Here is a 12,672-nt window from a genome sequence, read left to right as displayed (position 1 = left end):
TCCGCGCCGCCCATCCGGGCCTGTTCATTGCCGGTGATCTCTGCCCGATGACCCCTCCCGCCGAATCCACCCCGCCCCTCTCGATCGAGGAGGCGATCCGCTCGCGCCGTTCCATCCGCGCCTTCCTGCCGACCCCGGTGGAAGACGAGACCGTCGCGCGCATCCTGGAGCTTGCCGCCCGCGCGCCCTCGGGCTCCAACATTCAGCCCTGGCGCGTGCGGGTGCTGCGCGGCGCGCCCCTCGTCGCGCTGACGGCCGAGCTGCACGCGCTCTCCCTTTCCGGGGATCGCGGCGCCGAGGAATATGCTTACTACCCCCGCAAATGGCGCGAGCCCTATCTCGCCCGCCGCCGCAAGGTGGGCTGGGACCTCTACGGCGCGCTCGGTATCGGCAAGACCGACACGGGCCGCATGCGGGAGCAGCATGCCCGCAATTTCCTGTTCTTCGATGCGCCGGTGGGCCTCATCTTCACCATCGACCGCGACATGGAAGCGGGCTCCTGGCTCGATTACGGCATGTTCCTCCAGAACATCATGATCGCGGCGCGCGGTCTTGGCCTCCACACCTGCCCGCAGGCTGCCTTCATGCTCTACAGCACCTTGATCGCGCAGCGCCTCGCCATCCCCGACACCGAAATGGTGATCTGCGGCATGGCTCTCGGCCATGCCGACCTCACTGCGCTGGAGAACAATTTCGAAACGGTGCGCGAGCCGCTGGAGAATTTCGCACACTTTGTCGACACCCTCGCCTGAATGGAGCGGGCCGGCCGCACCCGCCCGCCGGCTCAGGCGAGCCCGGCGTCCACCGCCGTGACGAGCGTCGTCTTGGAGCCGATGGCGTTGAGGGCGATGCGGTGAACGATCTCGATGGGGGCGGTGCACAGGTCGCCGATCACCTTCACCGAAAAGCCGTCCGCATCCCGCGACAAGGCGGTGAAGACCACGCAATTCTGCGTCATCATTCCGCACACGAGAAGCTCGTCCGTGCCGGCGAGCTGCGCGGCAAGGTCCGTCTCCTGGAAGGCATCGGCGAAGCGCTTGGTGACGACGGGCGCATCCCCCGCCGCGGCAAGGATCGCCGGACGGATGGCGATGCCCGGCCCGTCCGCCGCGAACAGGCCCTTCGGCGCGGTGGAGACATGGCGCACCAGCACGATGCGGTCGCCGGCCGCCCGCGCCTTGCCGATGGCGGTGACGATACGCGCCTCGGTCTCCTCCGCCTGCCAGAGCGGCAGCACGCCGCCGGGGAAATAATCCTGCTGGATGTCGATGACGAGAAGGGTGCGGCTCATGTCGTGCTCCTGCGAATGCCCCCTTCTAGAGCCGCGCCGGACTCGCGATCAGTGGCCTGATGGACAAGAATGATATAAATCGGGCCAATGCGCCTTGCCATCCTCGCTTATGACGGCATCAGCCCCTTCATGCTGTCCACGCCGCTCGCGGTGTTCGGCGAGCCCTTCCTCGCCGGCGGCCACAGCGTCGATGTGTGCGCGCAAGCGCCCCGCCTGTCCGCCACTGGCGGCCTCGTGATCGAGGCGCCGCACCCCTTGTCCGCCGCCCGCACGGCGGACGTGGTCATCCTGCCCGGCTGGCGGAATGCGGACGAGCCAGTGCAGGAGGCCCTGGTCACCGAGCTGAAGGCGGCGGAGGCGCGCGGTGCGCTGGTGGTGGGCCTGTGCCTCGGCGCCTTCGGGCTGGCGCAGGCCGGCCTCCTCGACGGACGGCGTGCCACCACTCACTGGGCGCGGGCGCACGCCTTCGCAGTGCGCTATCCCGAGGTTCGGGTGGATGCCGGGGCGCTGTTCGTGGACGAAGGCCAGATCCTGACCTCGGCCGGAATCGCGGCGGGTCTCGATTGCTGCCTGCACCTCATGGCGCGGCTCTCCGGCGTGGGCGAGGCGAACCGGGTGGCGCGCCATCTCGTGGTTGCACCGCAGCGGGCCGGCGCGCAGCCGCAGATCATCGCGCGGCCGACCATCGCCACTCCCGCCGACAAGAAAGTGACCGATCTGCTGGAAAGCCTGCGGGCCGATCCCGCGCAGACGCCCGCACTGGACGATCTCGCCGTCCACATGGGCATGAGCCGGCGCAGCCTCACCCGCCACATCTGCGCACGCACCGGCGGCAGCCTCGGCGACTGGCTGAAGCGGGCCCGGCTGGCGCAGGCGCAGGACCTTCTGGCCTCGGGCGTCCGCGGCCTCGACGCCATCGCCCAGCGCTGCGGTTTTGCCGACGCGCAGGCCCTGCGGAACGCATTCCGCACGGAACTCGGCACCACTCCGCGCCAATGGCTGGCGCGGCAGCGGCTGGATTAGGCGGGCGCCACCCGTTCGGACGGCGCCCTTTTTCCGTAGCCTCAGGCGCCCTTGAGCGCAGCCTGGAGCTTTTCTTCCTGCTCCTTGGAGAGGCTGGTCTGCAGCACGGTACCGCCGAACTGCGCCATGTCGGCCACCACCTTATCGGCCGTCACCTTGCCCACCAGCACGCACAGCGCCGCCTGGTTCGGGCCGAGGGCGGAGCTGGCCTGCTTGATGAAGTCGTCATTGATGCCGACATCGGTGAACTTGCCGGCGAGCGCGCCCGCACCGGCACCGATGGCCATGCCGAGCAGCGGGTTGAGGAACAGCAGGCCGACGAGCCCGCCCCACAGGCCGCCCGAAGCGGCGCCCGCGACGGTGGTGTTGATCATCTGGTGCAGCTTGATCGAACCGTCTTCCTGACGTACCGCCACCACCGCGTCGCCGAGCTCGATCAGATATTCCTTCTGGAGCTTGAGCAGCTCCTGCCGCGCGGCCTCCGCCTTGGCCTCGGAATCATAGGCAATGATGATGAGGTCGGCCATCTTGGTCTCCAGCTCCCGTCGACAGGCATCGCTTCGCGCCCGCCGCCCTCTCTACAGGCCAAGTCGCGCCGATGCGCAACCCCCTTGGACAGCCAAACCCGCCACGAAAACCGACCCGCCGTCGCAAGGGCGTCACAGACCAGAGCGGTGGGGGGCAGCCTCGATGCGGCGACAGGGCGCTGCTGTGGACGTTTTGTCCAATGGCTGCCGCACCGCAACACGGCGACAAGGTCTGGGTGCGAATGGACGCCGAGGCCATGTCAGGAAGATCGAGGCAGCACCGCGCGGGACGAGTCGTCGTCACCGCAGCCGCAGGGCTCCTGATCGCGCTCGCTTCGCCCCGTCCCGGCGTGGCCGCGTCCGATGCCGAACGCAGCGCGCTGGGCGCGATGCTGTTCTCCGATCCCGACCTCTCCGCAGGACGCAACCAGTCCTGCGCCACCTGCCATGATCCGGCGCACGGCTTCGCCGACTCGCGGAAAGACGCTGCCAGCGGCGCCGTCTCCGTCGGCTCGGACGGACACGCGCACGGCGTGCGCAATGCGCCCACGGTGAGCTACGCGGCCTCCGCGCCGCGCTTCCACAGGGACGAGCAGGGCCGCTATGTCGGCGGCCAGTTTCTGGACGGCCGCGCCGATACGCTGGAGGCGCAGGCCGGAGGACCGCTGCTCAACCCCGTCGAGATGGCGATGCCGAGCAAGGCGAGCGTGGTGGCGCGGCTGAAGGAGAAGCCGGCCTATGGGGAGGCCTTCGGCCGGCTGTTCGGTGCTGATGTCCTCGCCAACGACACCCGCGCCTTCGCCGCGCTGACCGAGGCGCTGGCCGCCTATGAGCGCAGCGCGGAGGTTTCGCCCTTCGATTCGAGATATGACCGCTCCCTGCGCGGCGAATACAAGATGACGGATCAGGAAGAACTGGGGCGTGTCCTGTTCTTCTCCACCCAGTTCACCAATTGCCACCTCTGCCACCAGATCGAGCCGCAGGGGGGCGGCCACGAAACCTTCTCCAACTACCAGTTCCACAATATCGGCGTGCCGGCGAACCCCGATCTGCGCGCGCCCACCGATCACGGCCTGCGTGCCGGCCGGCATCTGAAGAACCGCCGGCAGGATGGCCGGTTCAAGGTCCCGACCCTGCGCAATGTCGCTGTCACCGGCCCCTACATGCACAACGGCGTGTTCAAGGACCTGCGCACCGTCATCCTCTTCTACAACAGCTATGTCACCAAATCGGACGCACGCCGCATCGACCCCGAGACCGGCCGCCCCTTCGCGCCCCCGGAGGTCGGCAGCACGATCTCCCGCAAGGAGCTTCTGGACGCGCCTGCCCTCGACGACAAGCGCATCGACGCGCTCGTCGCCTTCCTGAAGACGCTCACGGACGCGCGCTACGAGCCGCTGCTCACGCCATGAGCGCAAACGAGATCTGCCCCATGTCGACCCATCCGAAATCAATCCGGTCGCGCCGCAGGGCGCAGCCAGAGACAAGGAGACCGGACCGTCCCGGCAGATCCCATGATCCTCGATACCGTCGACCTCTCGCGGTTGCAGTTCGCTGTGACCGCGCTCTACCATTTTCTCTTCGTGCCGCTGACGCTCGGCCTCTCGGTCCTGCTCGCCATCATGGAGACGGTCTATGTGATGACCGGTCGGCCCATCTGGCGCCAGATGACCAAGTTCTGGGGCACGCTGTTCGGCATCAACTTCGTGCTGGGGGTGGCCACCGGCATCGTCATGGAATTCCAGTTCGGCATGAACTGGAGCTATTACAGCCACTATGTGGGCGACATCTTCGGCGCGCCGCTCGCCATTGAAGGCCTGATGGCCTTTTTCCTGGAGGCGACCTTCGTCGGCCTGTTCTTCTTCGGCTGGGACAGGCTGTCGAAGGTGGGGCACCTCGTCACCACCTATGCCGTTGCGCTGGGCTCGAACCTCTCCGCGCTCTGGATCCTCATCGCCAACGGCTGGATGCAGAACCCCACCGGCTCGGCCTTCAACCCGCAGACCATGCGCATGGAAGTCACCGATTTCTATGCCGTGCTGTTCAATCCGGTGGCGCAGGCGAAGTTCGTGCACACCGTCTCGGCGGGCTATGTCACGGCCTCCTTCTTCGTGCTCGGCGTCTCCGCCTGGTATCTGCTGAAGGGGCGCCACACCGACCTTGCGAAGCGGTCCATGACGGTGGCGGCCTCCTTCGGCCTTGCCGCGTCCCTGTCCGTGGTCGTGCTGGGCGACGAGAGCGGCTATCTCGACGGCGAGCACCAGAAGATGAAGCTCGCCGCCATCGAGGCCATGTGGGAGACCGAGCCCGCGCCGGCCGGCTTCACCATCGTCGGCCTGCCGGACCAGCAGGCGCGCGAGACGCGCTTTGCGGTGCGCGTGCCGTGGGTGCTGGGCCTCATCGCCACACGCACGCTGACGACGCAGATTCCCGGCATCGAGGAACTGGTCGGCCATGCCGAAACCCGCATCAAAAGCGGCATCGTCGCCTTCGACGCCCTGCAGCAGATCCGCGCCGCCGGCAGCAGCGCGGCCATCGCACCCGCGGTGAAGCAGGCCTTCGAGGACAATGGCGGCAACCTCGGCTACGCCCTCCTGCTGAAGCGCTATGTGGATGACCCGCGCAAGGCGACCGCCGCCCAGGTGAACCAAGCCGCCTGGGACACGGTGCCGAGCGTGCCGACCCTGTTCTGGTCCTTCCGGGTGATGGTGGGGCTCGGCTTCTTCTTCATCGCCTTCACCGCGCTCCTCTTCTACCTGTCGGCCCGGCGCCGTCTGGACCGCAGCCGCACGCTGCTCTGGATCGCGGTCTGCGCCATCCCGCTGCCGTGGATCGCGGCGGAGCTGGGGTGGGTGGTGGCCGAGGTGGGCCGCCAACCCTGGATCATCGAGGGCGTGCTGCCCACCGCCGCCGCGGTTTCCAGCCTCGGCGCCGGGACGGTTCTGGCGACGCTCGCCGGCTTCGCCGCCATCTACACGGTGCTGATCGTCGTCGAGATGACGCTGATGGTTCGCGCCATCCGCAAGGGACCGGAGCCGGACGAAGCCCCCGAGGCCCGGCTCATTCCCCCCGCATTCGCCGCCGCGGAGTGACTGCCATGATCCTTCACACCCTCATCGACTACGACGCGCTGCGCGTCATCTGGTGGCTGCTGCTCGGCGTGCTGCTCATCGGCTTCGCCATCATGGACGGGTTCGATCTCGGCACCGGCATGCTGCTGCCCTTCGTGGCCCGTACCGATCTGGAACGGCGCGTTGTCATCAACACCGTCGGCCCGGTCTGGGAGGGCAACCAGGTGTGGCTCATCCTCGGCGGCGGAGCCATCTTCGCCGCCTGGCCGCCGCTCTATGCGGTGTCCTTCTCCGGCTTCTACCTTGCCATGTTCGCCATCCTCTTCGCGCTGATCCTGCGGCCCGTGGGCTTCAAGTATCGCTCAAAGCGCGAGAGCATGGCCTGGCGCTCGGCGTGGGACTGGGCGCTGTTCGTGGGCGGGCTGGTGCCGGCGCTGGTCATGGGTGTCGCCGTGGGCAACGTGCTGCAGGGCGTGCCCTTCCACCTCAACGACGAGCTGCGCATCTTCTATGACGGCACCACCCTCATCGAGCTCTTGAACCCCTACGGCTTGCTGTGCGGGCTGCTGAGCGTCGCCATGCTGGTGATGCACGGGGCCAACTGGCTGGTGCTGAAGACGGAGGGCGAGGTGGAGGCACGGGCCCGCACCATCGGCAGCGGGGCGGCGCTCGCAACCGTCCTGCTCTTCGTCCTCGGCGGGGTCTGGCTCTATTTCGGCGTCAGCGGCTACCGGATCGTCGGCGAAATCGCCAAGGACGGCCCCTCCAATCCGCTGGCCAAGGCGGCGGAGCTTTCGCCCCACGCCTGGTTCGCCAACTATGGGGCGCGGCCGTGGATCATCGCCGGACCGCTCCTCGGCATCGTCGGCGCGCTGGCGTCCTTCGCGGCGCTGCGCGCGCGGCGGGAGATCGGCGCGATCCTCGCGAGCGCGCTCGCCATCTTCGGCATCATCTCGACGGTGGGGCTCTCCATGTTCCCCTTCATCCTGCCGTCCTCCATCGACCCGCGGTCGAGCCTCACCGTGTGGGATGCTTCTTCCAGCCATCTCACCTTGTTCATCATGCTGGTCTGCGCCGTGATCTTCGTGCCCGTCATCATCGCCTACACCACGTGGGTCTACCGCGTGCTGTGGGGCAAGGTGGATGCGAAGGCCATCGCCGATAGTTCCGGCCACGCTTACTGAGGGAGCTCAAAGATGTGGTACTTCGCCTGGCTCCTCGGCCTGCCCCTGGCCGCCGCCTTCGCCGTGCTCAACGCCATGTGGTTTGAGCTGATGGACGACCGCGCCCGCACGCTCGCGAGCAAATCCGGTCAGAAATAGACCATCGCCAGAGCACGCGCCGATCTGATTGCCTCGCAATCAGATCGGATAACGCGTTCTCTTTCTTAGAGTTAGAGGCCGGTGCCGGACTGAAGATGTCCGGCGCCGGCCGCTGCTTTTTCTGCCGTTCCACTTCTTCTTTCTTTCCACGTGCCCGGAGCACATCGAAGCTTCGTCGGCTTGGACCGTTTGTCCAATCGTGCCCTGCCGCGGCCTCACCATAGTGGGCCATCCGCGAACACAGCACGACGGACCAACAATGATCGCCCATGCTCTTTCCAGGCTGGGGGCTTGGCTTGCCGCCCGGCCCGACCGGCTCACGGTGGTGAATGCCCTGCTGCTCACCGCCATCCTGATCCTGCTCGGCTCTGCCGACCTGTTCCGTTTCGTCGGCGGTGCCGCCGTTCTCCTGTGCGCGGCCGCGATCCTGGTCCGGGCCCTGCGGCGCATGGACGGGAACCCGCTGACCCTGCACCCCTACGATCTCGCCGTGATGCTCGCGCCGCCGGCCATCGCCGCTGCGCTCGCCGCGCTCGCCATCATCCTCGTCGTGGGCCATGCCCCCGGCAGCTTCGCCCACACCATGGGCCTCGTGCTGTTCACCATCGAATTCGCGCTGCTGGCACTGGGCGCGAGCGATGGCGGCGATGACACGAGCGAAGCCGCGAGGGCCTGATGGACTTTCCCGTCTTCCATCTCGACATCCTCGGCAATCGCGGCCTCATCGCCACCATCGCCATCCTGCACGTGCTCATCAATCACGGCCTCGCGGTGGGCCTCATGCCCCTCGTGGCGGCCATGGAATGGTATGGGCACAAGCGTGGCGACGCGCGCTGGGACAAGCTCGCCTACCGCATCCTGTTCTTCGCTTTCCTCATCACCACCACGGTCGGCGCGCTGACCGGCGTCGGCATCTGGCTGTCGGTGTCACTGGTGAACCCCTATTCCATCGCCAGCCTCATCCGCGTCTTCTTCTGGGCGTGGTTCGTGGAATGGCTGGTGTTCATCACCGAGGTCTGCCTGATCCTCGCCTATACGCTCACCTGGAAGAAATGGGCCACGGGCGCCGCCAAGGTGCGCCACATCCGCCTCGGCTTCGCGCTGGCCTTCTTCTCATGGGTGACGATGGCCATCATCGTCTCCATCCTCGGCTTCATGATGGACCCGGGGAACTGGCTCTCCGAGCACACCCTGTGGAGCGGCTTCACCAATCCCGTCTACCTGCCGCAGCTCGCCTTCCGCACGCCGCTGGCGGCTGCCATGGCGGGTGTCATCGCCATGTTCCTCGTGCCCTTCTTCGTGAAGCGGGACGATCCCTTCCGGGCGACGGCGCTCCGGGCCATCGCGGTCTGGACGCTGGTGGCGGCGCCGCTCGTTCTGGCCGGCGGGCTCTGGTACTACGCGGTCGTGCCGGAGGCCATGCGCGAGAATTTCGGCGTGGCGCTGGCCAGCCTGCAATTCGCCGAATGGCAGCAGAAGTTTCTGGAAATCGCGGTGGTCACCGTGGTTGCCATCCTGGCGGTGGTACAATGGGCCATCGCCCGGCCGCAGCTCCTGCCGCGCGTCGTCCTGATCGTGCCGTTCGTCGCCATCCTGTGGATGACCGGACACTTCGAGCGTGTGCGTGAATTCGTCCGCAAGCCCTATGTCATCGGCAGCTACATGTACGCCAACGGCTTCAGGGTGGACGACTACGCCCTGCTCCAGCGCGACGGCGTGCTCGCCTATGCCACCTATTCCAACCCGCTGACCGACGCCGAGAAAGCCGGCCTGCCCGAGGGGCTGGCCGCGCCTGAGCGCGCGGCGCTGCTGACGCGCATCCAGGCGGGCAAGGACGTGTTCATGAACACCTGTTCCCGCTGCCACACCGGGCACGGCGTGAATTCAGTCACGGGCCATCTCCAACGCATGTTCGGCGACCAGCCGTGGAAGAGCGAACTCACCGCCGGCTACATCGAGAACATGCACGAGGCCCAGCCCTTCATGCCGCCCTTCCCCGGCACTGCGCGGGAGCTGGAGCTGATGGGCGCCTATCTCGAGCACCTCCAGCACAACACAGCGCCCATTCCCGGCGCCCAGCAGGCGGGCGTCGCCGTCATCACACCGACGCTGCGCGCCGCCCTCACCGGCGCTCCACCCCTCACCCAGGCCTCCGCAACGCCCCTCACGCGGGAGACCAGCACGCGATGAACCCCAACGTTCCCGTTCCCCACGACATCCCATTGCCCATGCCGGCGCCGGAGCCGGTGCTGGTGGCGGTGCTGATCGTCTTCTTCCTCATGCACATCGCCTTCGTGAACTTCGTGGTGGGCGGGGCCTTGCTGTCCTTCATCTATGAAACGCGCGGGCTGAAGCAGAAGCGCTACGACCGCCTCGCCTATGAGATCGCCTCCACCATCACCGCCAACAAGAGCATCGCGGTGGTGCTGGGCGTGGGACCGCTGCTGGCGATCAACACCCTCTATACGGTCTATTTCTACACCGCGAATGCGCTCACCGGCGCGCTGTGGGTGTCCATCATCCCCTTGGTGGTGATCGCCTTCGTGCTCACCTACATCCACAAATATCTCTGGCACCGCATGGAGGGGATGAAGGCCCTGCACCTCGCCATTTCCGGGGTCGCGTGCCTGCTCTTCCTGTTCATCCCGCTGATCTTCCTCACCAACATCAACCTGATGCTGTTTCCCGAGAAATGGGGAACGGTGCATGGCTTCCTCTCCGCCCTCGCCTTGCCCAACGTGCTGCCGCGCTACGCCCATTTCGTGCTCGCCTGCCCGGCCATGGTGGGGCTTTTCCTCGTCTGGCTGTTCCGCCGGCGGAGCGATGCGGAGATCGCGGACACCGGCTTCAGCCGGGCCGAGCTGATCCGCCTCGGCTATCGCTGGGCGTTCTGGCCGACCATGGCGCAGTTCCTCGTCGGCCCCGTGGCGCTCTTCACCCTGCCGCACACCAGCGGCTCGCAGGCCGGCGCTTTCGGCCTGTTCGGCCTCTCCATCCTCGTGTCGCTGGCGCTGTGCGTGGTGATGATCCGCGAGATCCGCGGGCCGGACGGCGCCATCGGCCGCATGTTCGGCCTCGCCGCCTCGCTGATGCTGGTGGTGGTGGTGCTGATGGGCGCCGGGCGGCACCTCTATCGCGAGGCGGCGGTGAGCGAGCATCGCGAGATGGTCCGCGCCAAGACGCTGGAGTACGCGCGCAAGGCCGAGGAGGCCCGCCGGCAGGCCGCGTCCGCCACGGCGGCGGCGGTGAAATGATCTCGGCGCGCGGGGTACGGACTTCCCCGGAGGCGGAAAGGTCGCGTTGCCTCGCGTGCCGGCGGGGCGATAGTGGTCGCGGTCCAGCTGCCGCAACCGGGGAGTGACGTCGGCATGAGCGTGACTGCCATCGAGAGCGACGCCACGCGCGACAATCTGCGGCTGCTCATATCGCTGCGCTGGCTGGCGGTGGCGGGGCAGATCGCGGCCATCGCCTTCGTGCATCTGTGGCTGGGCATCTCCCTGCCGCTGGCCGAGATGGGGCTGGTGGTCCTCTTCCTCGTCGGCCTCAATCTCGTCAGCCTTCACCGGGCGCTCAGCGCGGGGGAGGTAACGCAGACCGAGCTGGGCATCGAGCTGCTCCTCGACGTGGCGGCGCTGACCCTCCAGCTCTATCTGAGCGGCGGCGCCACCAATCCCTTCATCTCGCTGTTCCTGCTGCAGGTGATCCTCGGCGCGGTGCTGCTCGCGCCGGCCATGGCCTGGGTCATCGTGCTCGTCACCAGCCTGTCCTTCATCTGGCTCACCCACTTCTATCGGCCCATCGACTTCGGCAGCCATGTCGGCGGGCACCATCACGCCGAGCGGACGTTCTTCGACCTCCATGTGCAGGGCATGTTCCTGTGCTTCATCCTCGCCTCGGTGCTCGCGGTGGTGTTCGTGACCCGCATCACCTCCAATCTGCGCCGGCGCGACGCCCACCTCGCCGAGGCCCGGCGGCGCGCGGCGGAGGAGGAACACATCGTGCGCATCGGCCTCCTCGCCTCGGGCGCCGCCCATGAGCTTGGCACGCCGCTGGCGACGCTCTCGGTCATCCTGAACGACTGGCAGCACATGCCGCGCTTCCGCGACGATCCGGCGTTCGCCGAGGAGCTGGCGGAGATGCAGACGGAGATCGGCCGCTGCAAGTCCATCGTCTCGCACATTCTCATGGTCGCGGGTGAGGCGCGGGCCGAGGAGGCCCAGCGCAGCCCGCTGTCGGACTTCCTGGACGAGATGGTGGAAAGCTGGGTGCAAAGCCGCCGCCCCAGCGCCCTCGACTACGCCAATGTGACCTCGAAGGGGGCCGCGATCACTGGCGACGGCGTGATCCAGCAGGCCCTGTTCAACGTGCTCGACAATGCGCTGGAAGCTTCGCCCGGCGGCATCAGCGTCCGGGCCGCGGAAGAGGGGGAAGACCTCGTGATCCGCGTCACCGACCAGGGTCCGGGCTTTGCTCCCGATGCCCTCACACAGCTCGGCCGGCCGTTCCAGTCCAGCAAGGGCGAGGCGGGGCGCGGGCTCGGCCTGTTCCTCACCATCAACGTGCTGCGCAAGCTGGGCGGGGATATCGAGGCCGGCAACCTTGCGGGCGGCGGTGCCTTCGTCGAGCTGCGCCTGCCGTTGGAGGCCCTCGCCGTGGACTATGCCGATGTCGCGTGAACGGGATCTCCTTCTCGTCGAGGACGACGCCACCTTCGCCCGGGCCCTTCAGCGTTCGTTCGAGCGCCGGGGCTACAGCGTGCGGCAGTGCGGGCGCATCGGCGAGCTTCCCGAGGTGCTCGATGGCTTCCACCCCGGCCGCGCCGTGGTGGACCTGAAGCTGTTCGACGCCTCCGGCCTCGAATGCATCCAGCAGCTGCGCACCTTCGATCCCGACATGAAGATCGTGGTGCTGACGGGCTTCGCCAGCATCGCGACCGCGGTCGAGGCGATCAAGCTCGGCGCCTGCCACTACCTCGCGAAGCCGTCCAACGCCGATGACATCGAGGCCGCGTTCGCGCGGCAGGACGGCAACCCGGACGTGCCCCTCGGCGTGCGGCCAAGCTCCATCAAGACGCTGGAATGGGAGCGCATCCACGAGACCCTGGCGGAAACCGACTTCAACGTCTCCGAAACCGCCCGCCGCCTCGGCATGCACCGCCGCACGCTGGCCCGCAAGCTCGCCAAGCGCCGGGTGACTTAGACCGCACGCGCCATCATCGCGCGGCCCGAGGCCGGATTCCGGCGCCTCATGGCCAAGACCAAGTTGCCTCGTCCGGGAGCCGCGCCTAGCGTGCGCGTCGAACCGGCGGTTGGGGGCCGGGAAACCGGCCTGCACCGTCGGCTTTCCCCTGTCTGCGGCTGCCGGCGGAGAGGGAGCATGGCCCGTTGTGACCCGGCCGGCTCCCGCGCGTCATCCGCCGTGCAGATGCCCACCTCGCG

At 67.6% G+C, this 12,672-nt stretch carries 13 protein-coding genes; 11 read left to right on the top strand and 2 right to left on the bottom strand.

Going from position 1 to position 12,672, the window contains the following annotated elements:
- Nucleotides 1-47: 47 nt before the first annotated feature.
- Nucleotides 48-752, top strand: coding sequence for a nitroreductase (locus XAN126_RS0102440; RefSeq protein ID WP_024277013.1), 705 nt, complete (start codon nt 48-50; stop codon nt 750-752).
- A gap of 32 nt (nt 753-784) precedes the next feature.
- On the opposite strand, the gene XAN126_RS0102435 is transcribed toward XAN126_RS0102440, so the two are convergent.
- Nucleotides 785-1,291, bottom strand: coding sequence for an isochorismatase family protein (locus XAN126_RS0102435; protein ID WP_024277012.1), 507 nt, complete (start codon nt 1,289-1,291; stop codon nt 785-787).
- A gap of 87 nt (nt 1,292-1,378) precedes the next feature.
- Here XAN126_RS0102435 and XAN126_RS0102430 point away from each other — a divergent pair, with 87 nt between their 5' ends.
- Nucleotides 1,379-2,314, top strand: coding sequence for a helix-turn-helix domain-containing protein (locus tag XAN126_RS0102430; RefSeq protein WP_024277011.1), 936 nt, complete (start codon nt 1,379-1,381; stop codon nt 2,312-2,314).
- 41 nt (nt 2,315-2,355) lie between these two features.
- On the opposite strand, the gene XAN126_RS0102425 is transcribed toward XAN126_RS0102430, so the two are convergent.
- The gene (locus XAN126_RS0102425) at nt 2,356-2,841 is read right to left on the bottom strand and encodes a DUF1269 domain-containing protein (protein ID WP_029556640.1); all 486 of its coding nucleotides are present in this window, start codon (nt 2,839-2,841) and stop codon (nt 2,356-2,358) included.
- Nucleotides 2,842-3,041: 200 nt separating this feature from the next.
- On the opposite strand from XAN126_RS0102425, the gene XAN126_RS0102420 reads away from it, so the two are divergent.
- The 9 genes from XAN126_RS0102420 to XAN126_RS0102380 all read left to right on the top strand — a co-directional run bounded on the left by XAN126_RS0102420 (nt 3,042) and on the right by XAN126_RS0102380 (nt 12,433).
- Nucleotides 3,042-4,253, top strand: coding sequence for a cytochrome c peroxidase (locus XAN126_RS0102420; protein WP_245272199.1), 1,212 nt, complete (start codon nt 3,042-3,044; stop codon nt 4,251-4,253).
- Nucleotides 4,254-4,355: 102 nt separating this feature from the next.
- A complete protein-coding gene (locus XAN126_RS0102415; protein WP_024277009.1) occupies nt 4,356-5,933 on the top strand; it encodes a cytochrome ubiquinol oxidase subunit I in 1,578 nt (525 codons plus the stop codon).
- A 5-nt stretch (nt 5,934-5,938) separates the two neighbouring features.
- On the top strand, nt 5,939-7,096 hold the full coding sequence (gene cydB, locus XAN126_RS0102410; RefSeq protein ID WP_024277008.1) for a cytochrome d ubiquinol oxidase subunit II: 1,158 nt from the start codon (nt 5,939-5,941) through the stop codon (nt 7,094-7,096).
- Nucleotides 7,097-7,108: 12 nt separating this feature from the next.
- A complete protein-coding gene (gene cydX / locus XAN126_RS27500; RefSeq protein ID WP_024277007.1) occupies nt 7,109-7,234 on the top strand; it encodes a cytochrome bd-I oxidase subunit CydX in 126 nt (41 codons plus the stop codon).
- 259 nt (nt 7,235-7,493) lie between these two features.
- Nucleotides 7,494-7,910 carry a hypothetical protein gene (locus XAN126_RS0102400; protein ID WP_024277006.1) on the top strand — a complete coding sequence of 139 codons (417 nt, stop codon included), beginning with the start codon at nt 7,494-7,496 and terminating at the stop codon, nt 7,908-7,910.
- On the top strand, nt 7,910-9,424 hold the full coding sequence (locus tag XAN126_RS0102395; protein WP_024277005.1) for a cytochrome c: 1,515 nt from the start codon (nt 7,910-7,912) through the stop codon (nt 9,422-9,424). The genes XAN126_RS0102400 and XAN126_RS0102395 overlap by 1 nt, the downstream gene beginning before the upstream one ends.
- Nucleotides 9,421-10,488, top strand: a complete 1,068-nt coding sequence (locus tag XAN126_RS0102390; RefSeq protein ID WP_024277004.1) for a hypothetical protein — start codon at nt 9,421-9,423, stop codon at nt 10,486-10,488. The genes XAN126_RS0102395 and XAN126_RS0102390 overlap by 4 nt, the downstream gene beginning before the upstream one ends.
- A gap of 114 nt (nt 10,489-10,602) precedes the next feature.
- Nucleotides 10,603-11,910, top strand: a complete 1,308-nt coding sequence (locus tag XAN126_RS0102385) for an ATP-binding protein (RefSeq protein WP_029876612.1) — start codon at nt 10,603-10,605, stop codon at nt 11,908-11,910.
- Nucleotides 11,900-12,433 (top strand): response regulator transcription factor, encoded by a 534-nt coding sequence (locus XAN126_RS0102380; protein WP_024277002.1) that lies wholly within the window; start codon nt 11,900-11,902, stop codon nt 12,431-12,433. Before XAN126_RS0102385 ends, XAN126_RS0102380 begins: the two co-directional genes overlap by 11 nt.
- The last annotated feature ends 239 nt before the right edge of the window (nt 12,434-12,672 follow it).

Origin of the sequence: Xanthobacter sp. 126 (assembly GCF_000526175.1) — a bacterium.
Lineage (GTDB): Bacteria > Pseudomonadota > Alphaproteobacteria > Rhizobiales > Xanthobacteraceae > Xanthobacter > Xanthobacter aminoxidans.
This window is presented reverse-complemented; position numbering and strand designations above follow the sequence as displayed.